18 protein-coding genes are annotated in these 18,732 nt (G+C 72.3%); 5 read left to right on the top strand and 13 right to left on the bottom strand.

Annotation, left to right across the window (positions count from 1 at the left end; genetic code table 11):
* Positions 1–15: 15 nt before the first annotated feature.
* Positions 16–711 (bottom strand): ribonuclease H, encoded by a 696-nt coding sequence (locus tag ACH4D5_RS24855; protein WP_398306525.1) that lies wholly within the window; start codon positions 709–711, stop codon positions 16–18.
* A gap of 200 nt (positions 712–911) precedes the next feature.
* On the opposite strand from ACH4D5_RS24855, the gene ACH4D5_RS24850 reads away from it, so the two are divergent.
* Positions 912–2,021 carry a hypothetical protein gene (locus ACH4D5_RS24850; RefSeq protein WP_398306523.1) on the top strand — a complete coding sequence of 370 codons (1,110 nt, stop codon included), beginning with the start codon at positions 912–914 and terminating at the stop codon, positions 2,019–2,021.
* 60 nt (positions 2,022–2,081) lie between these two features.
* On the opposite strand, the gene ACH4D5_RS24845 is transcribed toward ACH4D5_RS24850, so the two are convergent.
* The 4 genes from ACH4D5_RS24845 to ACH4D5_RS24830 form a co-directional block, all read right to left on the bottom strand.
* Positions 2,082–3,683, bottom strand: a complete 1,602-nt coding sequence (locus ACH4D5_RS24845) for a sigma-70 family RNA polymerase sigma factor (RefSeq protein WP_398306521.1) — start codon at positions 3,681–3,683, stop codon at positions 2,082–2,084.
* 149 nt (positions 3,684–3,832) lie between these two features.
* Positions 3,833–4,969, bottom strand: coding sequence for an LCP family protein (locus tag ACH4D5_RS24840; protein WP_398306519.1), 1,137 nt, complete (start codon positions 4,967–4,969; stop codon positions 3,833–3,835).
* 65 nt (positions 4,970–5,034) lie between these two features.
* The gene (locus ACH4D5_RS24835; RefSeq protein WP_398306517.1) at positions 5,035–5,529 is read right to left on the bottom strand and encodes a transglycosylase SLT domain-containing protein; all 495 of its coding nucleotides are present in this window, start codon (positions 5,527–5,529) and stop codon (positions 5,035–5,037) included.
* Between the two features lie 333 nt (positions 5,530–5,862).
* Complete coding sequence (locus tag ACH4D5_RS24830; protein WP_398306515.1) at positions 5,863–6,246, bottom strand: hypothetical protein; 384 nt, start codon at positions 6,244–6,246, stop codon at positions 5,863–5,865.
* A 19-nt stretch (positions 6,247–6,265) separates the two neighbouring features.
* Between ACH4D5_RS24830 and ACH4D5_RS24825 the strand changes: the two genes are divergently transcribed.
* On the top strand, positions 6,266–6,544 hold the full coding sequence (locus ACH4D5_RS24825) for a hypothetical protein (RefSeq protein ID WP_398306513.1): 279 nt from the start codon (positions 6,266–6,268) through the stop codon (positions 6,542–6,544).
* A gap of 11 nt (positions 6,545–6,555) precedes the next feature.
* On the opposite strand, the gene ACH4D5_RS24820 is transcribed toward ACH4D5_RS24825, so the two are convergent.
* The 3 genes from ACH4D5_RS24820 to ACH4D5_RS24810 form a co-directional block, all read right to left on the bottom strand.
* Positions 6,556–7,098 carry a hypothetical protein gene (locus ACH4D5_RS24820; protein WP_398306511.1) on the bottom strand — a complete coding sequence of 181 codons (543 nt, stop codon included), beginning with the start codon at positions 7,096–7,098 and terminating at the stop codon, positions 6,556–6,558.
* 89 nt (positions 7,099–7,187) lie between these two features.
* Positions 7,188–7,646 carry a GNAT family N-acetyltransferase gene (locus tag ACH4D5_RS24815; RefSeq protein ID WP_398306509.1) on the bottom strand — a complete coding sequence of 153 codons (459 nt, stop codon included), beginning with the start codon at positions 7,644–7,646 and terminating at the stop codon, positions 7,188–7,190.
* 28 nt (positions 7,647–7,674) lie between these two features.
* Positions 7,675–8,901 carry an alpha/beta hydrolase family protein gene (locus ACH4D5_RS24810; protein WP_398306507.1) on the bottom strand — a complete coding sequence of 409 codons (1,227 nt, stop codon included), beginning with the start codon at positions 8,899–8,901 and terminating at the stop codon, positions 7,675–7,677.
* 185 nt (positions 8,902–9,086) lie between these two features.
* Here ACH4D5_RS24810 and ACH4D5_RS24805 point away from each other — a divergent pair, with 185 nt between their 5' ends.
* Positions 9,087–10,868 (top strand): immunity 49 family protein, encoded by a 1,782-nt coding sequence (locus ACH4D5_RS24805; RefSeq protein WP_398306506.1) that lies wholly within the window; start codon positions 9,087–9,089, stop codon positions 10,866–10,868.
* A 153-nt stretch (positions 10,869–11,021) separates the two neighbouring features.
* Entirely contained in the window at positions 11,022–14,201 is a 3,180-nt protein-coding gene (locus ACH4D5_RS24800) for an amidohydrolase family protein (protein WP_398306504.1), read from the top strand.
* Positions 14,202–14,237: 36 nt separating this feature from the next.
* Here the strand turns inward: ACH4D5_RS24800 and ACH4D5_RS24795 are convergent, their stop codons facing one another.
* From ACH4D5_RS24795 to ACH4D5_RS24775, 5 genes are all read right to left on the bottom strand, one after another.
* Positions 14,238–14,858 (bottom strand): L-threonylcarbamoyladenylate synthase, encoded by a 621-nt coding sequence (locus tag ACH4D5_RS24795; RefSeq protein ID WP_398306502.1) that lies wholly within the window; start codon positions 14,856–14,858, stop codon positions 14,238–14,240.
* Between the two features lie 168 nt (positions 14,859–15,026).
* Positions 15,027–15,512: an SRPBCC domain-containing protein gene (locus tag ACH4D5_RS24790; protein WP_398306501.1), complete on the bottom strand. Its 486-nt coding sequence runs from the start codon at positions 15,510–15,512 to the stop codon at positions 15,027–15,029.
* On the bottom strand, positions 15,509–15,898 hold the full coding sequence (locus tag ACH4D5_RS24785) for an ArsR/SmtB family transcription factor (RefSeq protein WP_398306499.1): 390 nt from the start codon (positions 15,896–15,898) through the stop codon (positions 15,509–15,511). Before ACH4D5_RS24785 ends, ACH4D5_RS24790 begins: the two co-directional genes overlap by 4 nt.
* Before the next feature lie 71 nt (positions 15,899–15,969).
* Entirely contained in the window at positions 15,970–16,839 is an 870-nt protein-coding gene (locus ACH4D5_RS24780) for an alpha/beta fold hydrolase (RefSeq protein WP_398306498.1), read from the bottom strand.
* An 84-nt stretch (positions 16,840–16,923) separates the two neighbouring features.
* Positions 16,924–17,745 carry an alpha/beta fold hydrolase gene (locus ACH4D5_RS24775; protein ID WP_398306496.1) on the bottom strand — a complete coding sequence of 274 codons (822 nt, stop codon included), beginning with the start codon at positions 17,743–17,745 and terminating at the stop codon, positions 16,924–16,926.
* Positions 17,746–17,956: 211 nt separating this feature from the next.
* On the opposite strand from ACH4D5_RS24775, the gene ACH4D5_RS24770 reads away from it, so the two are divergent.
* Positions 17,957–18,730: a DJ-1/PfpI family protein gene (locus tag ACH4D5_RS24770; protein WP_398306494.1), complete on the top strand. Its 774-nt coding sequence runs from the start codon at positions 17,957–17,959 to the stop codon at positions 18,728–18,730.
* Positions 18,731–18,732 lie beyond the last annotated feature (2 nt).

The following is an 18,732-nucleotide window of genomic DNA, read 5'->3' as shown; positions in this document are numbered from 1 at the left end:
GGTGTCCGGACGGGGTCAGGCGTCGGCGGTGTCCCGGCACTCCACATGGCCCCAGCCGTGCGCGTTCTTGGCGATCTTCTCTCCGGCGGCGTACGGCTTCTGGCAGTGGCAGCGCCCGGGGTACTTGGCCTTGATGACGGCGCTCGACGCCGACTTCTTCGTGCGGGTGGCGGTCTTCTTCGGCGTGCGGTCCGCGGGGGCTGCGGTCATGCGGTCGGGGCGCGGTTCGGGGATCTCGCGGGCGCCGTGGGCGGTGCCGGCGGGCTGCTGGGTCGTCGCGGCGTCGCTGGCCGCGACGTCGGCGATCGCGTTGAGGTGGTCACCGCCCACCTGGTGGGCGGCCACGTGCCGGAACGTCACCGCGCGGCCCTGCAGCAGCGCGTCGATGCGGACGACGAGGTCCTTGTTGGCGACCGGCTTCTTCGCCGCGGTCTGCCATCCGTTGCGCTTCCAGGACGCGATCCACTTGGTGACCGCGTTCATCGCGTACTGACTGTCCATCCGCACTTCGAGCGGCCGCGCCGGGTCGGTGGCCTCCAACAGCTCGGCCAGTGCGGTCAGCTCGGCCACGTTGTTCGTGGCGTGGCCGAGCGGTCCCGCCTCCCAGCGCTGCGGGCGGCCCTCGGCGTCGGCGACCACCCAGGCCCAGGCGGCGGGCCCGGGATTCTTCTTCGCCGCTCCGTCGCAGGCGGCAATGATCAAGTCAGACATCCCCCGATGATTTCATCGAAGCGCTGCGCAAGTCCCCCCGGGCCCCGTGTCGGCATCGTCCGACTTCGCGCGCTTCGGACCGAATTGGGAGCGACCGCCCGAACCGCACCCCCCTGTGTCACAGCAGGTGAAGCCCGAAGGGCGCGGCGGGCGGGAGATGCGGATACGGTGCTGACGTGATGATCGAGAGGGAGGGGCCCATGCCCGGAACCGTGCTGCTCGTCGCGGCTGCCCCGGTGGGCAAGGGGCGCCTGGTGGACGCGGCCTCCGTACTTCCCGTCCTCGCGACGGTGCCCCCGGAGATCCTCGCAGGTACGCCGACCGCGAGCATCGTGGAACTGGCGGACCCGCTGGACCCGCAGACGGTACTGACCCGGCTGCGGGCGGCCGCCATGGCGCCGGGACCGCTGACGGTCTACCTCATCGGGCAGGTCCATCTCGACCGGCGCCAGCGGCAGTTGCACCTCGCGCTCGCCAGGACCACCACGGCGACGGTCCGCTACACCGGGTTCCCCTGGCACTGGATCGCCCAGGAGCTGCGGCTGCGTCCGGTGGGCAGCACCACGGTCCTCGCCGACCTGCACACCGACCCGGAGAGCTGGCAGGCCCTCACCGAGCAGCCCCTCGACGCGGGACCAGGCGTCGCGTTCTACGGCCGCGTCGCGCCGCCCGCCAAACGCCGCACGCCCGCGACCCCCGCGTACATGAAGGCCCTCGCGACGGTCCTCCGCAGCGGCCACCGTCCCCCGCTGCACCAGCTGCATCAGCAGGCCGCCCTGAGCCTCGGCGAGAACGCCCCGGACCTGCTGCCGGTCCACGACCCCGGCACGCCGCCCTCCGCCTCACCCGCGCCACCGCCTCCGACGCCCGCCGACGCCTCCATGGACCCGCACGCGGCGATCACCGCGGCCGTCCAGGCGGGCCGGCACGGCGAGGCGGCGGCTCTGGCGGCGTCCTGGGAACAGAGCGCGCTGCGCATGCACGGACCGGGCTCGAAGGAGACCATCCACTGGATGGAGGTACGGGCGGACCTGGCGCGGTTCGCCGGAGACCCGGCGCGCAGCTGCGAGACCTGGCTCGCGGTCGCATCGGCCCGCCTCGCGGCGGGGCAGGCCGCGGACTCCCCGGAGGTGGAGGCGGCGGCAGACCGCGCCCACCACCTCTGGGACCGTGTACGGGACCCCGAGGCCGTCCGCGCGCTGGGCCCCGGCCTGGTCGCTCTGCGCCGCCGGGTGCCCGGCCGCCAGCGCGGGACGCTGCAGCTCGCGCAACGGCGGCTTGAGCAGTTCCACACGCAGCAGGTCGGCTGACCGCACGCCGGCCGACCGCACGCCGGCCGGCCTGCCCGGACGGCTCGGGGCCCCTCGGCCTCAGCGCGCTGTGCCGAAGGCCTGCGTCCACCACGGGCCGCCGGACGCGTTGTGGATGCCCACGCCCAGCTCCTTGAAGTCGCAGTTGAGGATGTTGGCGCGGTGGCCGGGGCTCTTCATCCACGAGTCCATGACCGACGCCGGGGTCCGCTGTCCGCGGGCGATGTTCTCGCCGTAGGTGCTCCAGCGGTAGCCGGCCGCGCTGATGCGGTCGCCGGGGTCCGTGCCGTCCGGGCTCTGGTGGTCGAAGTAGTCGCGGGCCGCCATGTCGGCCGAGTGCTTGGCCGCCGCCGTGGCGAGCTTGCCGTTGGACCGGACCGGGCCGCAGCCCGCCTTGGCCCGCTCCGTGTTCACGAGGGCGACGACCTGCTCGGCGGTGCCGCTCGGCTTCGGCGGCGCCGGGTCCGGCGCCTCGGGCTTGGGCGTGGGCTTCGGCTTGGCCGCGGTGCGGCTCGGGGTGGGCTCGGCCTTCTTTTTCTTCTTCGTCTTACTCGGGGACGGCTTGGCGCTGGGGGACGCCGACCGCTTGGGGGAGGCCGAGGGGGACGCGCTCTTCGAGGCCGAGGCCGTGGGAGCGGTGGGTGAGGCGGGGGCGGCGGCGGTGGCCGGTGCGCTCTCGTCCGTTTCCGGTCCGGTGAGGAGGTGCACCGCGGTGCCGCCGATGCCGAGCGCGACGACCGCGGCGGCGGCCATGCCCGTCGTACGACGCCGTCGTCTGGCGCGGTCACGGCGGGCCCGCGTCCGGGCGGAGACCGGGGCGCCCGCACCGTGGCCGGACACGGCGGAGGCGGAGCCGACCTCGACGAGGTCCGGAGCCACGACCAGGCCCCCGAGCGCGGCGCCCACCGGGACGAGGCCGAGCCCCACCAGCAGGCCCTCCGCGGGCACCAGGTCGGACCAGTGGCCCGCACAGGCGGAGCAGTCGCGGGCATGGCGGGCAAGACGCTTGCGCCACAGCGCCGACGGCACCCCGTCCCAGCCGGCGGTGATCTGCCGCAGTCCCGCACACGGTGGGGTGGCCGACAGGGCGCGGACGACGACGCGGGCCGTCTCGAGCTGGGCCTTCATGCGCTGCACCCGTACCGCCGTGTGCTGCGGCGACAGCTCCAGCGCCCCTGCGACCTCCGCCCGGGTGAGCTCGCCCGCGGACTCCAGCCACCACAGCGACAGCAGGGCACGGTCGTCCTCGTCCAGCCAGCGGGTGGCCTCGGCGGTCTCCCGCCGCTGCCCGGAGAGTCCGAGCCGGGTGATGGTGAGATCCACGAAGTCCGCGCCCGGGTCCACGACGTCGTACGCGTCCGCGAGACCACCGCCGGCGGGTATCGCACCCGAGGCGCGCTCGCGCCAGTGGCCGCGTATCTGGTTCATGGCGATGGCCACGAGCCAGCTGCGGAAGTTCTCCGGGTCGCGCAGACCGTCCAGGCCGCCGAGGACCCGGAGCATGGTCTCCTGCACCACGTCGTCCACGTCGGCGTGGCCGTTCAGGGCCCGTCCGACGATGTTGTAGACCAGCGGCAGATACTCCGCCACCAGCGCGTCCTGCGCCTGCTGGTTCCCGTCCCGCGCTGCCCTGATCATCGTGACTTGGCGTTCGCTGCTCACGCTGTGTCCGCTCTCTGTGTGGGGGGCTGACTCCTCCGACACAGGGGAGACGCCCAGCGCCCACCTCGATAACAGAAACCACTCGGGTGGGATTTCGTGGTGAGGGTCACGATGCCAGGCCCGGTGCCTTGGTGCCCCGGTGCCTCGGGTCAGGAGCCGGCCGACACCGGTGAGTCCGTCCTGTCCGCCACCGACTCCCGCGTCGCGGAATCCGGGATGGGGCGGTCCTGGCGCAGCGCGTTCCAGACCTGGTGCGACGCCTTGTCCAGCGGCAGGACCCGGCCCGCGTCCCGGGCGTCGTAGGTCACGGGCATGGTCACCATGTCGGTGCGGTCGGGGCTGATGCCCTTCAGCTCCTTGGCCAGGCCGAGCAGCTTGTCCGCGGAGGCCAGGTCGGAGTCGGCGCTGATGGTCTTCGTCGCGGTGTCCGCCAGGTCGTAGGACTTGGCGGGGTCGCTGAGCGGGTCGACGGTGTCGGCGCGGTGGATCAGGGCCTTGATGAACGCCTGCTGGAGCTGGATGCGGCCCAGGTCGCTGCCGTCGCCCACGCCGTGCCGGGTGCGGACCAGCGCCAGCGCCTCCTCGCCCTTCAGCGTGTGCTTGCCTGCGGTCAGCGAGAGACCGCTGTTGTGGTCCTTGATGGCCTTGTGGGTGGTGATGTCGACACCGCCGAGCTCGTCGATGAGCTTCCGGAACCCCTTGAAGTCGACTTCGAGGTAGTGGTTCATGCGCAGGCCCGACATCTTCTCGACCGTCTTCACCGTGCAGGCGGGGCCGCCCACCTGGTAGGACGAGTTGAACATGGCCTGCTGGGCGCCCGCCGCGCCGCCGCCGTGGGGCTGCGCGCACTGCGGCCGCTCGACCATGGTGTCGCGCGGAATGCTGACGACCGAGGCCTTCTCGTGGGTCTTGTCGACGTGCAGGACCATCGCCGTGTCGGCCCGTGCACCGCTCACACCGCTGCCGTACCGGCCGTGGGTACCGGCGCGCGAGTCGGATCCGAGCAGGAGGATGTTCATCGACCCGTCGCGCTGCTCGGCGGGCCTGTCGTGGCCGAGGGCGGCGTTCACGTCGGTGCCCTGGATGTTGCCGTTGAGGTGCTGCCAGGCGTAGGCCACGCCCCCGCCGCCGATCAGGACCGCGCCCAGGGCGCCCCACGCGGTGTACCGCAGGGCCTTCTGCCGGGGCCGGCGCCGCGAGCCGCGTACCCGCGCGGGCCCGTGGCCGGGCGCCGCGGGGCCGCCGGCCGTGTGCGCCGGGTGGTCGTTCCCGCTCTCGTGCGGCATGCGCTGCCTCTCTTCGCGAACCGAGGACTCAGTGGGCCTGAACCGGGGAGTGGTCGTCCGAGGGCTCAGTAGGCGGAGTCGACGTTGTCGATGGAGCCGTACTTGTCGGCGGCGTAGTTGGCGGCCGCGGTGATGTTGGCGACCGGGTCGGTCAGGTTGTTCGGCGTGCCCGCGACGTGGTACGCGTCGAAGGTGGGCTGGATCACCTGGAGCAGACCCTTGGAGGGGGTGCCGTTCTGGGCGTTGACGTCCCAGCCGTTCTGCGCGTTCGGGTCACCGGCGGACTCGCGCATGATGTTGCGGTGCAGACCCTCGTAGGTGCCCGGGATGCCCTTGGACTTCATGATGTCCAGGGACTCGCGGATCCAGCCGTCGAGGTTCTCGGGGTAGTTCTTGTCGCCCGCGGCCTGCGGCGCGGAGGCGGGCGCCTGGGCAGGCTCGGCGGCCTGGGCGGGGGAGGGGACCAGGGTGAGGGCCGCGGCGGCGGCACCGGCGGTGGCGAGGCCGGCGATGGAGAACTTGCGGGTACGGGCGGTACGGGCGGTACGGGTCATCGACATGCGGGAGTGAACTCCTGGATGGGGACGTGAGGGGCGCCGGACCGGAGCGGGCGACTGTGCCGGGTGGCCGGGGCGTCCCGAAGACTCAGCCAGAGTTAGCGACGCTCGGGGAGGCGCGCAATCATGTGACGTACTACCCGCTTACGAAGAGGCCCCCGCGCGGGGCGCCCCCAGGCACCTCCCGCCCCGGCCTGACGCCCCCGGGCGCCTACTACCGCCTTTAGCATGTGACGTGCCCCCTATGAGTGGCCTCACAGCCACGGGCCCCCGGAAGTGGGCTGGGTCACCGGGTACGGGCGGGAAAGCGCAACGCCAGGGCCTCACGCGCACGCCTCACCCGGCCAACGGCACCCACGCGGCTCGCTCGGCCGCATCGTGCGGCACCCCCCACACCAAGAACCCGTTCATCAGGCCGACTCGCGCCTCTGCTGCGAGCAGCGGGACTTCGAGGACGTCGGCCATCTCCTCCACGTAGTCCGTCAGCGACTCGAACTGGATGCTGCGCTCCGCGTACTCGCACCAGTACCAGATCCTGCCGGTCTCGGCGTCCAGACACAGGCCGGACACAGCATCTGCGCCGATCGAAGCAAAGGGGATCCAGGAGGGACGCCACACCGTGATCTCCTCTGTGCCGCCCGTCCGCCGCTGCGCCTCCTCGTCACTCCGTCGCAGCTGCATCTTGAGCTCATACGTGCGGCGGACGACATCGAACGGCATCAGCAGACTCTCGCCCGGCATGAATCCAGGCATCGGCTCCGGCCGCACTCCTGCCCGCCGACTCCACAACGCCCGCAGCCCGCAGCCCGACGGGCAGACGCACGCCCAAAGAGCCCTGCAATTCCTCGATTTCGGCCTCGGAAGCCCCGGGCAACAGATTCGCCAAGGTCGCTGGAGCGTTCCGTTCGAGCCAGGACTCAATGCGCTGCCAGGCGTCGTCTATCTGCCGCCGCTCAATGCCCTGCACACGTGCCGTATGACGATCCATACCGAACACGCTAGCGCCGGCCGTTCATGAACCGGATCCGGTCAGCCCACCGGTTCGCTCTTCTGCTCCCGCAGGGCCGAGCGCATGAACTCGCAGCGCTCCTTGTTGCGGCGTCGCATCCAGAGGATCCAGTAGCAGAAGGCACCCACACCGCCGGCGAGGAGCAGGCAAGGGAGCAGCGAGCCGGTGGCTGCGCTGAGCACGAGCACGGCTGTCGCGATGAGTCCCATGACGCCCAGCCAGTACGGCAGCCACCGCTCTGCCCGTTCCAGCCGGTCCTGGTGTTCGGCGACCAGGCGCCGCATCGTCGCCCGTTCCCCGGGGTCGCTCGGCACCTCGCGGTGCCGGATCCTGCGGTTGAGATCGGCGACCGCGCGGGGGTGCGAGCCGATGGCGCGGCTGATCCTGCGGCGCTGGAAGGCCACACAGGTGAGGCCGGCCCCGGTGTAGAGCGCGCCTTGAATCAGCCATCGGACCGGATGTGCGTCCTGCCGGAACAGGGCGGCGACCCCCACACACAGCGGGAAGAGCAGCAGTGCCTGTGCGAACAGGCTGCGGTCGAACCAGCGCCTTAAGCCGTCCACGGCCGGTGCCTCCTCGGGATCGACGGGCTTGGTGCTGTCGTGTCGAATTCCCGGGTACCCCGGCCGCGCCGGGGTAAGGAGGGGTGGGCTCAAGCAGTCGGCGCGGGACGGTCCTCCGGCTGTGCCGTCATCATGCGGTACATGCCGATCGAGTCGTGTGTGGCGGTGTCCGCGAAACCGAACTTCTCGTACAGGAAGCGTGCCGGGCCGTCGGCGATCAGTGAGACGTACGCGGTCGCCGGCGCGCGGCGTTCCAACTCCTCGGTCAGTGCGGCCATGATGCGCTTGCCGAGCCCCCGCCCCTGGTGTGCGGGGTGTACGCAGATGTCGACGATCTGGAACGCCGTGCCGCCGTCGCCGATGATCCGCCCCATGCCGACGGGCTCGCCCTCGTGGTGGAGCACCACGCCGTGCCAGGTGTTCGGCAGGGCGAGCGCGACGGCTTCGGGCGTTTTGTCGGAGAGTCCGGCGTCGGTGCGCAGGCGGCGGAAGGTCTCGACGGACGGCACTCCCTCACGCACCTCGTAAGGGTCATTTATGTCTGGCATGCATTACATGCTAGCGGGTTTCGTGAGGTCAGCGTCGCTGGAAAGTGACCTCCGGGTTGCCCGGCGTCGGCCCGTCGAGGAGGGGCTGCGGCGTGCCGCGCAAGTGCTGTTCGTAGAACGCCCCTATGTACGCCCGCGTGATCCGCTCGGAACGCTCACCGGAGAGCGGCACCTCGGGGTCCACCACGCCGGCCTGCCCCATCAGGACGGGCGCGTCCGTGAAGGTGAAGTGGCCGGAACCCGCGACGGTGAGCCAGCGCTTCCAGCCGTCCAGGCCCTGCCAGGTCTCGTCCCAGTTCTTGCCGTCCTCGACCCCCGGTGTGTGCTGCACCTCGGTGCCCAGCATCAGGAACGGCCGGCCCCCGATTCCGGCGGGCCCGGTGTGGAAGCTGCCGTCCATGTTCATGCCCGCCCGCACCCGGCGGTCGCTCGTCATGGTGGCGAGCGCGGCGGCCCCGCCGATGGAGTGCCCGCCCGCGCCGATCCGCTCGGCGTCGATCATGCGGGCGTGCCGCCAGGTGGCTTTGCGCCCGGTCAGCCGGTCGATGACGTACGACAGGTCCTTGGCTCGCCCCGCCGTGACGGCCTTGCCCCGGCCGGGCTTGTCTGCGCCCGCGCAGGCCTCGCAGGTAAGGATGCGCCCGCCGGGGAAGGCCGTGCCGGTGGTTTCGTAGGCGTGGTCGACGGTGGCCACGACGAAGCCGCGGCTGGCCAGGTCCTCGGCGAGGTGGGTCAGGGTGGCGCGGGGAGCGCTGAAGCCGGGGGAGAGCACGATCAGCGGGAACCGCCCCGGTGCGGGGCGCGTTCCGGTGCGCGCGAAGGTGCGGGTGGCGCTGTACGCGGCGGGGGAGACCTGTTTGTCCAGCTTCCACCACTCCAGCATCAGCCTGGCCTCTTCCTCCGATGTGTAGGAGGTGGGCCGGCCGCCGCCGTGCCGACCGGGGTAGTACACGGAGATCATCAGCTCCCGGGCGTCCGCCGAGGGCACCCAGGGGTCGGGGCGGCTCTTGTCGACGAGGTGCAGGGTGTCGCGCCCGACTGCGAACGGGCCGGTGGGGCGCGGGAGATGGAGAGGTGCTGTCGCCGTGTCTCTCATCGAGACGCCGCCCGTGCCGCCCGTGCCGCCTGTGCCGCCGGTGCTGTCGCGTCCGTCGGCGAAGGCGGTCGCTCCGCCCGCGACAGGCAGGGCGAGAGCGAGGGCAGCGGTGGTGACCAAGGTGCGTCGAAGCAGGGTGGTTCGGGTTGCCGTCGTCATGTCAAATGAGGCTAGGTCAGAGGGAGTTGAGGGCGCGTCGGCCTGCGGTAGCACGCGCGGCCAGACTCTGGGGGTACGCCGGTGGACCGCACGTCAGCTCCTGGGATGACGTGCAGGAGCCGTGCTGCGGCGGCACTCCGCCACCCCCTCGTGGCCCGGACGCAGCCCCTTCGTAGAGTCGCCGGGTGAACGAACACCACGCACCCGATCCGCACTTGCCGATGCTGACCTTCGCGCAGGCCGAACGCCTGCGGAGCCTGACCGCCGAGTACTTCCTGACGCACCGCGGCATACGTCCTCGGATCGAGGGCGACGCCGTGCTGTGGGGCGACGGGCGCCGCAGCCCCCTCCCGAACCTTGCACACAAGTGCCGCGCCGTGGCCGAGGAGCACTGGCCCGGCCTGGTCGAACAGCACTTCACCCACCTCGCCGAGGCGTCCCGGGGCGGCGAGAACGTACAGGAACTGCTCGACGGCACCGTCCTCCGCCTCCTGCCCGATGACGCCTTCCCCGGCGAGATGGCGAACAGCTTCCGTTACGCGCAGCCGGTCGCCGAGGGGCTGATTCTCGCGCTGGCCCTCGACGGCCCCACCTCCGTCCGCATTCTCACCGACCACGACGTGGCGCTCGCCGGCCCGGAGCGGCTCTGGGCGGCGGCCCGGCAGAACCTGCTCCGCGAACCGGCGGAACACACGGAGGTGACCGGTCCGCAGGGTGCGCGGCTGTGGTCCGTCCACGGGGACTCCCACTTCGTGGCGAGCAAGGCGCTCGTGCTCCCGGAACTGGCCCGCGCGACCACCGGCAGGGACCTGCCGGAGGCCGGCGCGCTCGTCGTCGTCCCCAGCAGGAACCTGCTCGCGTTCCACCCGATCGAGGACGGCACGGTGGTGGACGCGGTCAATGACCTGAGCGCGTACGCGCTCGGCGCGCACGAGGACGGGCCGGGCGCGCTGTCACCCCGGCTGTACTGGTGGCACCAGGGGCGGCTGACCTCCCTCACCGTCATCGACCACGAGACCCGCTCCTTCTCCGTGGTCCCTCCGCCCGAGCTGATGGAGGTGATGAGGAAGCTGCGCGCCGGATCTCCGCCGCCCGCCGCCCCCGCCGCAGCTGACACCAGGGCCGCTGGCGCAGCCGAGGCCGACTTGGCCGGACTCGACCGCACCGCCGCCGCCGAGCACATCGCCCACCTCGCCCAGAGCCCGGCAGGCCTCGGCCACGCCTTCACGGTCACGAAGAAGCTGAGCGACGCACGCTGCGCGGCCGACCCGGACGGGGCGAGCCTGGAGACCTGGGAGGCCTGGGTGTGGGCCATGCAGACCGGCTCGGCGCTGTTCCGCACGGCCACGTCGCACCAGGGCGCGGTGGAGTGCCGCATCGCCGACCACCTGCTGCGGCTGCCCGCCACCGGGCCCGTGCCGAGCGCGGACGCCCGCGCCTGGCTCGACGCCTTCTACCTCGCCGTCGTCTGCCGGGAACAGGACAGACTGACCCTGCTCTGCGGCGTGCCGCTGGACGACCTGCGCCGGGCCACGCCCCTCGACGCGTACGTCTTCCACTGGATCGAGACGCTGCGCGCCTTCTGGCTCAGGCGGCCCATGGACGACGTCGTCCAGCACCTGATCGCCACCATGGAGACCTCCCACCCCCACGTCGCGACCCGCACCCCGAGCGACTTCCTCAACCTGATCGACTATCAGCCGGCCGCAATCCTCCACCGCCTGATCGCGGGCGACCGCGCCGCCTTCTCGGAGGCCCTCACCGAAGCTCTCGCCCACCACGAGCGCTACTGGTCGGACCGGCCCGCGGAGGCCGACGGCGCCGCCCCCTCGTACCGTCGCGTCGCACTCGGTCCTCTCGCGATGGCGTGCCTGGCGTACGACGCGGGCTTCCCCGTCGACGAGAAGTCGCCGTTCCTGCCCAGGCACCTCCTCAACCGCGGCTGGCTCGGCGAGTTTCCGACGTAAGGCAGACGACGACGTATCGCGGACGACGTAAGGCAGACGACGTAAGACAGGCATAGAACACATAGAACACCCGCAGAACAGACGTAACACACCGGCGTGTTGTCGTCGTGCGGTGTTGTCCACGGCGGTGGCGATGGGCGAGTGTGCTGTGTCATGGACTGTGACCGGCACAACACCGCGTTGCCCCTGTCCCGCCGTCAGCTGTTCGTAGCCGCGGGTGCCTCCGGGGCGGTCGCCGCGCTGGGGGCCCCGCCCGCGCCGGCCCGGCCGCGCCCCACGGTTCCCCTCTCGTTCACCCGCGTCACGAACGGAGCGGCGACCCTCTCGCCCGCCGCGGACCGGCTCGTCGTCGAGGCGCAGGCCACCCTGTGGTCCCTGCCCCGCACCGGCGGCGAGGCCGTGCCGCTGACACCGCCGGGGCTGGAGCCGAACCGGCCGGTGTACGCCCCGGACGGCACGTCGGTCGCGTTCTGCGCCTACCAGGACGGCGGGTTCCACATCTGGACGATGCGCGTCGACGGGTCACGGCTGCGGCAGCGCACCGACGGCCCCTGGGACGACCGGGGACCCGCCTGGTCGCCCGACGGATCGCGCATCGCGTTCGCGTCCGAGCGCGGCGGCGACCCGGTGCGCGGCGGTTCGTACCGCATCCACGTCCTGGACCTCGCGAGCGGCGGACTCACCCGCGTGACCGGGCGGCCCGGACAGGAGGGGCCCTCGCAGGACGGGCCGTGGGAGGACTTCGATCCCACCTGGTCACCGGACGGCGAGCGACTCCTGTTCGTCCGGGCGAAGTCCGTCACCACGGGGCAGGGCACCACGCTGGAGGCCCGGACCGTGGCAGCCGTCCCCGCCGGGGGAGCGGGCCCCGTCACCGTCGTCCACACCGAGACCGCGACCGCGCAGGTCATGACGCCCGCCCTGGCCCCCGACGGGCACCGGCTCGCCTACCTGCGGACCACGTCCGCGCCCCGCGCCTCCTGCACCCTCGTCGTCGACGGCCGGCCCGTCGCGCTCGACGGCGACCTCGCTCCCGTGCCGCCGCGCTGGACGGCGAAGGGAGAGCTGCTGCTCACCCTCGACGGCCGTTTCACGCTCGTACGCCCCGACAGACCCGGTGAGCGGGAAGCGATCGCCTTCGACGCCACCCTGCCGGTGCACCGCCCGCGGTACCGGGTCAAGGAGTACGACCTGGGCCTTGGGCGCGCGCGGCCGACCCGCGGCATCCATCTGCCCGCGCTCTCGCCCGACGGACGCCGGATCGCCTTCGCCGCCCTCAACTCGCTCTGGCTGGCGCACACGTCCGGCGGCCGCCCGCCCCGCAGGCTGCACCGGGCGGCGCCCACCGGCTACCTGCTCGGCCCTGCCTGGGCACGGGACGGGAAGTCACTGGTGTACGCCGACGACCGCGACGGGCTGCTCGGCGTGTACCGGCACGACCTCGCCACCGGCGCGGAGACCGCACTGGCGACCGGCGGCCGGGTCCACCCGGCGCTCTCGCCAGACGGCCGGCGGCTCGCCTGCCTGGACATGACCGGCCGTCTCATGGTGCGCGACCTGGCGTCGGGCGCCGAACGCGCGCTGGTGACGCCGCTCGGCGGCGGGGGCCTGCCCGGCCGTCCGAGCTGGTCGCCGGACGGCCGGTACCTCGCGCTCTGCGACCGCAACCGCATCAACCACCGCTTCCGCGAGGGCTACAACCTCATCCGGATCGTCGACGCCGCCACCGGAGCGGACCGGCTGTACGCCGTGGCCCCGCACGCCTCGGTCTCCGACCGGTACGACTCCGGGCCCGTCTGGTCCCCGGACGGCCGCTGGCTCGCCGTGATCGTCGAGTCGGCGCTGCACCTGCTCCCCGTGGCGCCCGACGGCACGCCACGCGGCGCACCCCGCATGCTCTCCACCGAACCCGCGGACCACCCCACATGGTCGGGAGACTCGAAGTCTCTCCTCTACCTGTCGAGCGGCCGACTGCGCCTCATCGGCGTCGACGGAGGCCGCCCGCGCACCGTCCGGGCCCCGCTGGACGGGCACAGGCCCGCGCCCGCCGATGTCGTCGTGCACGCGGGCCGGTTGTGGGACGGCACCGGCGACGAGGTGCGGGAGGACGTCGACATCGTCGTCCGCGGTGGCCGGATCGCCTCCGTGCGCCCGCACAGGGCCGCCGGCCGCGTCCCCGCTGCCCGCCGCGTCGACGCCTCGCGGCACACGGTCGTCCCCGGGCTGTGGGACACCCACACCCACCCGTGGCAGACGACGTACGGCGGACGCCAGACGGCGGGCCAGCTGACGTACGGGATCACCACGGCGGTGTCGCTGGGCGGCTTCGCCTATGAACAGGCCCGCGTCCGTGAGGCGGTGTTCGCTGGCGAGCTGGCGGGTCCCCGCCTCCTCACGACGGGCGAACTCCTTGACGGCTCCCGCGTCGCGTACAGCATGGGCCGCGCCCACCGGAGCAGGGCGGCCCTGCGGCGCTCCCTGGAGCGTGGTGAGGCGCTCGACTGGGACTTCGTCAAGACCTATGTGCGGGCGCCGGGCTGGGTGATGGAGGAGGCGGCGCGCTTCGCCCACGAACGGCTCGGCGTGCGCACGGGAGGCCATCTGCTGTCGCCCGGCATCCAGCTCGGCCAGGACCTGACGACCCATCTGCAGGCCACCCAGCGGGCGGAGTTCGGGCACGCCGTGACGGCGACCGGCCGCGCCTACGACGACGTCGTCGAGATCTACGGCGCACGCGGCGCGGACTTCTCGCTGATCGCCACGCCGTTCACGTCGGCGCCCCTGCTCGGAGCGGACCCCGGCCTCGCGGACGACCCGCGCGTCACCGCGGTGATGCCGCCGTGGGACGCCGCGGCGGTGCGGGCCGGCGCGGCCGTACCGCCGAGCGAGGACCAACTGGCCACCCTGCGCAGGGAGACCGACATCTACCGGCGCATCCTCGCCGCCGGCGGCCTTGTCGCCCTCGGCACGGACCAGCCCATCGTCCCGGTCGGCCTCGCCCTGCATCTGGGGCTGCGCGCCCTGCACCTGGGCGGCCTGTCCCCCGCGGAGGCGCTGCGCACCGCGACCGTCCTGCCGGCCCGGGTGTTCGGTCTGGACCGGGACCTGGGCACCATCGAGGCGGGGAAGGTCGCCGACGTCACCGTGGTGGACGGTGACCCGTTCACGGACTTCGACACGATGGTGCGCACGGTGTCGGTGCTCCGGGGCGGCACCCCGTACACGACCGAGGAGCTGACGTCCGCGTTCGACCGACAGCGGGTGGACGAGGCGTACTGGCTGAAGGTCGGCCGTCTGATGCGCCGGGACGGATGCTGCACACCGGAGACCTGACCGGGACCTTCGCCCCCGCGGTCGGCCGAGCGGGGCCTACTCGAAGCGCGTGACGTCACCCGCTCCCCGCCGGACGATCTCCGCCTCGCCGTCGGAGAAGTCGATGACCGTGGTGGGCTCCGTGCCGCAGTCGCCGGAGTCGACGACCGCGTCCACGAGGTGGTCGAGGCGCTCCTTGATGTCCCAGCCCTGCGTCAGCGGCTCCTCCTGGTCGGGCAGGAGCAGCGTGCTGGAGAGCAGCGGCTCACCGAGCTCGGCGAGCAGGGCCTGGGTGACGATGTGGTCGGGGATGCGGACACCGACGGTCTTCTTCTTCGGGTGCATCATCTGCCGCGGCACCTCTTTGGTGGCGGGCAGGATGAAGGTGTAACTGCCGGGCGTGGCGGCCTTGATGGCGCGGAACACGTCGTTGTCGAGGTGAACGAACTGCCCCAGCTGCGCGAAGCTCTGGCACATCAGGGTGAAGTGGTGGCGGTCGTCGAGCTGACGGATCGACCGGATGCGGTCCATGCCGTCGCGGCTGCCGAGCCGGCAGCCCAGCGCGTAGCAGGAGTCCGTCGGATACGCGACGAGCGCGCCGGAGCGGATCCCGTCCACCACGCTGCTGATGCTGCGTCGCTGGGGGTTGTCGGGATGCACGTCGAAGTACTTGGCCATTGCGCGAGTGTAGGTGACCCGCGCGTGTCTGCCGGGGTGCGGCGGGCGGGTCGGGTTCTCCGGGCTCGCCGGGCTTGCCGTCTCCGGGCTTGTGTGGCGGTGGCGTAGCGGTGGCGCGGGAAAGGGGGAGGGGCCGGGCGGGAAGGGGGCTCCCCGCCCGGCGTCGCGTCAGCCGGCGAGCAGGGCGTCCATCTGGCCGACGGCCTCGGTCAGGCCGTCCACCACGCCCATGTTCAGGAGCTGCTCCATCTGCTCGCGGGAGTCGAAGGCCGAGCGCATCTCCATGCGGGTGCCGCCGGCGTGCTCGGTCAGCCGCATCCGTACCGTCGAGACCGGCAGGTCCGCGGCCGGCTTCCCGTCCTGGTCGGCGAACCCGTCGGTGAAGTCCAGGGACGTCGGCGGCTCGACCGCGGTGACCCGCCACCATCCGCGGTGCTTCTCGCCCTCGGGGCCCGTCATGAAGTACGTGACGTCGCCGCCGGGGGTCAGATCGTGCTCCTCGAAGGTGGCCGGGTGGCTCGGCGGCCCCCACCACCGCTCCAGCTGCCGCGGGTCGGCCCACAGCTGCCACACCTGCCCGACGGGGGCGGTGAAGTCGGCGATCAGTGTGAGCGTGAGGTTGTCGAGATCCTTGTCGATGCTGGTGACGCTCATGATTCCGCTCTCCTTGCGGGATTGTTCTCTTCGGCGGCCTGGGGCGGGGCGGTCGGCTCCTCGGCGAGCAGCCGGGACATCCGGTCCACGCGCCCGCGCCATGCCGTCTCCAGTTGGTCGAGCGCCTGCCGCGCCTGCCGCAGGCCGTCGGCGTCGGTGCGGACGAGCTGCTCGCGGCCCCGGCGCTCCTTGGTCACGAGCCCGGCCCGCGCCAGGACCGCGACGTGCTTCTGCACGGCGGCGAAGCTCATCGGGTACGCCTCCGCCAGCTGGGACACCGACGTCCCGGTCCGGACGCACCGGCGCAGGATGTCCCTTCGCGTCGTGTCGGCCAGCGCGTGGAACAGCTGGTCCACGGCCTGGTCGCCCACTTCATGTACAACCATTTGGTTGTACGTTAGCGCGGTTCGGTCCACCGGTCGACCGGAACGGCGGGTCTCGCCCGAACCGCCCGGGCTCAGCGGTGGGTGTCGAGCGTGTGGCGCAGTGTCTTCGCGAAGGGTTCGGGGGCGCCATGCTGGCCGAACTCGCCGCCGAGGAATCCGCCGTGATGACTGGGGAACACGACGAGCTCGGAGCCGAGCCGCTCGGCGATGGCGGCCGCCGCGCGCGCGGCGAACTCGCCCTCGGACTCCTGCCCGGCCGCGAGGACGACGCGGGTCGGCGCGGCACGCAGCGCGGCGATGTCGGGCCGGTAGCCGGTGCAGCCCCGGATGTTCTGCCCCAGGAGCGGGTCGTCGCGCGAGCCGTCGTCCTCGGCCGGCAGCCCGAAGTCGGCGGGCGAGGGGGCCGGCTCGTCCGCCCAGGTCGCCGGGAACGGCCCTTTCCGGCTCGTCGCCGCGATGAACTTCGCCATCGCCGGGCCCATGCCGTGGCGCAGGTACGTCGCGTGGATGTCGGCGCACACCGCGAGCATCACCTCCCGGTCGGGGACGACCTGCGCGGTCGGCGGCTCGTGGGCGACGAGGGTGCGCACGAGATCCCCGTGCCGCTCCACCAGCGCGAGGGCGTTGACCGCGCCGCCGCTGCTCGCGAACACGTCGACCGGTCCTGCGCCGAGCGCTTGGATCACTTGCCGCAGGTCGCCGGCGTGCTCCTCGACCGCGGTCTCCGCCGCCCCGTCCGTGCGGGGGCTGCGGCTCACTCCCCGGGGGTCGTAGGTGACGACGGTCCGGTCCGTGAAGTGCGACGCGAGGGTGGCGAACCCGGAGGCGTCCATGGGGGAGCCCACGAGGAACAGGATGTCGCCGCCGGTCACGCCGCCGCGGATGTCGTACGTCAGTGTGGCGCCGTCCGCGGTGAGCGTGCGGGTCTCTGTCTCAGCCATGAAGGTCTCCTCGATGTTCGCGGTCTCATGAAGGAAGACCGTCCGCCTCGCGAGAACTCATCGGTGACGCCACATCGGAACGTCTCAGGCGGCGCCGATGAACTCGAGCAGGTCCCGGTTGACCGCGTCGGCGTGGGTGATGAAGATGCCGTGCCCGGCGAAGGCGTACTCCTTGTAGACGTTGTCCGGCACCAGCTTCGCCAGGCGCTGCCCGCAGAGGGCGACGGGAGCGGAGGCGTCGGCGTCGCCGTGCAGGATCAACGTCGGCACGCGTATCGCGCCGGCCTCCTCGCGTACGTCAGTACCGCACGCCGTCCGCACGACCTCGACGGCCGCCTTCGCCGAGCAGTCGAGGCAGCGCTGGACCATCCACTCCATGAGTTCGGAGGAGATGGCGTTGCCCAGGTGTGTGGCGAAGAACGCCTGCGCGTTCTGCGCCATCCACCTCGGGCGGTCCTTGGTCCGATCGGCCTCCATGGCGTCGAAGACCTCCTGGCCGATTCCGTCCGGGTTGTCCGGCGTCGCCAGCATCAGCGGCGCGGTGCTCCCGATCAGCGCCACCCGGCTCACCCGGTCGTAGCCGTGCCGGGAGAGGTAGCGGATCACCTCTCCGCCGCCCATCGAGTGCGCCACCAGGGTCACCTCGCGGAGGTCGAGACGGTCGAGGAGGGCCGCGAGATCGTCGGCGAGGGTGTCGTAGTCGAAGCCGTGACCGACCCAGTCCGAGCGGCCGTGGCCCCGCCGGTCGAACGCGACACAGCGCAGGCCTTGTTCGGAGAGCGGAAGCATCTGGAACTCCCACGAGCTGCTGCTGAGCCAGGCCCCCGCCACGAACACCACCGGCTTGCCCTGGCCCCAGTCGGTGTAGAAGAGGCTGGTCCCGTCGGAGCCCTCGAAGTACGGCATGGGTGGTTCCTTCCTGAGTGGCGAGGTGTCGCGTTCGCTGTGCTGTGCCAACTCTCCCCCAGCGGCGATCAATTCGTCGATTACTCCGGAAGTAATCCGCCCCCGAACCGACCCCGATCCGATTCCAATCCGACTCCGAGGGGAACTCCGGCGCCGCCGAGCGCGACTACTGGAACGACAACTGCTGTGACGGTGAAGGGCGTTGGTGGCCATGGTCAGGAACGGTGTCCGACGGGAACCGAGTCGGCGCGGAGTGCTGCGGGGCGCGGGGGCGGTGGGGGCAGGGGCCGCGCTCGCCGTCGGCACGAGCGGTTCGGCGCAGGCGTCGCCCGGGGCCGGGCGGTTGCGTGTGGCGGTACTGCTCTACGACGGGTTCACGGCGCTGGACGCCGTCGGGCCGTACGAAGTGCTGTGCCGCGTTCCCGGCGTGCGGGTGACGATGGTCGGCCACGAGACGGGCCCGGTCCGTACGGACACGGGGGAGCTGAGCCTGGTGGCGGAGCGCGCCATGCGGGACGTGCGCCACGCGGACGTCCTGGTGATCCCGGGAGGCGGTCAGCGGGGGACCACGGCCATGATGGCCGACACCGCGGTCCACGAGTGGATCCGCCGTATCCACCGGCGGTCGGTGTGGACGACGTCCGTGTGCACGGGCTCGCTGATCCTGGGGGCGGCCGGGCTGCTGCGCGGCCTGCCCGCGACGACGTTCTGGGCGTCCAGACCGTATTTGGCGGAGGTCGGCGCGACGTTCACGCCCGGCCGCTTCGTCGAGGCCGGGAAGATCATCACGGCCGCTGGGGTCTCCGCCGGAATCGACATGGGACTCCACCTCGCCGCCCGCCTCTCCGACGTCGAGGTGGCGCAGGCCATGCAGCTCGCGGTGGAGTACGACCCCGACCCGCCGTACGACACCGGCAGCCCCGAGAAGGCCGACGCGGAAACGGAGGCACTCGCCCTGAAGCTGCTCGCCGACGCGGCGGTCTGAGG

It is taken from the genome of Streptomyces sp. NPDC018029, from assembly GCF_044327655.1.
Lineage (GTDB): Bacteria > Actinomycetota > Actinomycetes > Streptomycetales > Streptomycetaceae > Streptomyces.
Note: the sequence above shows the minus strand (reverse complement) of the source record. Positions and strands in the feature narration are given on the sequence as shown.

What these genes read in the sequence shown, in the direction of transcription:
- ACH4D5_RS24855 (WP_398306525.1), bottom strand. Translation starts at nt 711, where the DNA reads ATGTCTGACTTGATCATTGCCGCCTGCGACGGAGCGGCGAAGAAGAAT.
- ACH4D5_RS24850 (WP_398306523.1), top strand. Translation starts at nt 912, where the DNA reads ATGCCCGGAACCGTGCTGCTCGTCGCGGCTGCCCCGGTGGGCAAGGGG.
- ACH4D5_RS24840 (WP_398306519.1), bottom strand. Translation starts at nt 4,969, where the DNA reads ATGCCGCACGAGAGCGGGAACGACCACCCGGCGCACACGGCCGGCGGC.
- ACH4D5_RS24835 (WP_398306517.1), bottom strand. Translation starts at nt 5,529, where the DNA reads ATGTCGATGACCCGTACCGCCCGTACCGCCCGTACCCGCAAGTTCTCC.
- ACH4D5_RS24830 (WP_398306515.1), bottom strand. Translation starts at nt 6,246, where the DNA reads ATGCCGTTCGATGTCGTCCGCCGCACGTATGAGCTCAAGATGCAGCTG.
- ACH4D5_RS24825 (WP_398306513.1), top strand. Translation starts at nt 6,266, where the DNA reads ATGAATCCAGGCATCGGCTCCGGCCGCACTCCTGCCCGCCGACTCCAC.
- ACH4D5_RS24815 (WP_398306509.1), bottom strand. Translation starts at nt 7,646, where the DNA reads ATGCCAGACATAAATGACCCTTACGAGGTGCGTGAGGGAGTGCCGTCC.
- ACH4D5_RS24810 (WP_398306507.1), bottom strand. Translation starts at nt 8,901, where the DNA reads ATGACGACGGCAACCCGAACCACCCTGCTTCGACGCACCTTGGTCACC.
- ACH4D5_RS24800 (WP_398306504.1), top strand. Translation starts at nt 11,022, where the DNA reads ATGGACTGTGACCGGCACAACACCGCGTTGCCCCTGTCCCGCCGTCAG.
- ACH4D5_RS24795 (WP_398306502.1), bottom strand. Translation starts at nt 14,858, where the DNA reads ATGGCCAAGTACTTCGACGTGCATCCCGACAACCCCCAGCGACGCAGC.
- ACH4D5_RS24790 (WP_398306501.1), bottom strand. Translation starts at nt 15,512, where the DNA reads ATGAGCGTCACCAGCATCGACAAGGATCTCGACAACCTCACGCTCACA.
- ACH4D5_RS24785 (WP_398306499.1), bottom strand. Translation starts at nt 15,898, where the DNA reads ATGGTTGTACATGAAGTGGGCGACCAGGCCGTGGACCAGCTGTTCCAC.
- ACH4D5_RS24780 (WP_398306498.1), bottom strand. Translation starts at nt 16,839, where the DNA reads ATGGCTGAGACAGAGACCCGCACGCTCACCGCGGACGGCGCCACACTG.
- ACH4D5_RS24775 (WP_398306496.1), bottom strand. Translation starts at nt 17,745, where the DNA reads ATGCCGTACTTCGAGGGCTCCGACGGGACCAGCCTCTTCTACACCGAC.
- ACH4D5_RS24770 (WP_398306494.1), top strand. Translation starts at nt 17,957, where the DNA reads ATGGTCAGGAACGGTGTCCGACGGGAACCGAGTCGGCGCGGAGTGCTG.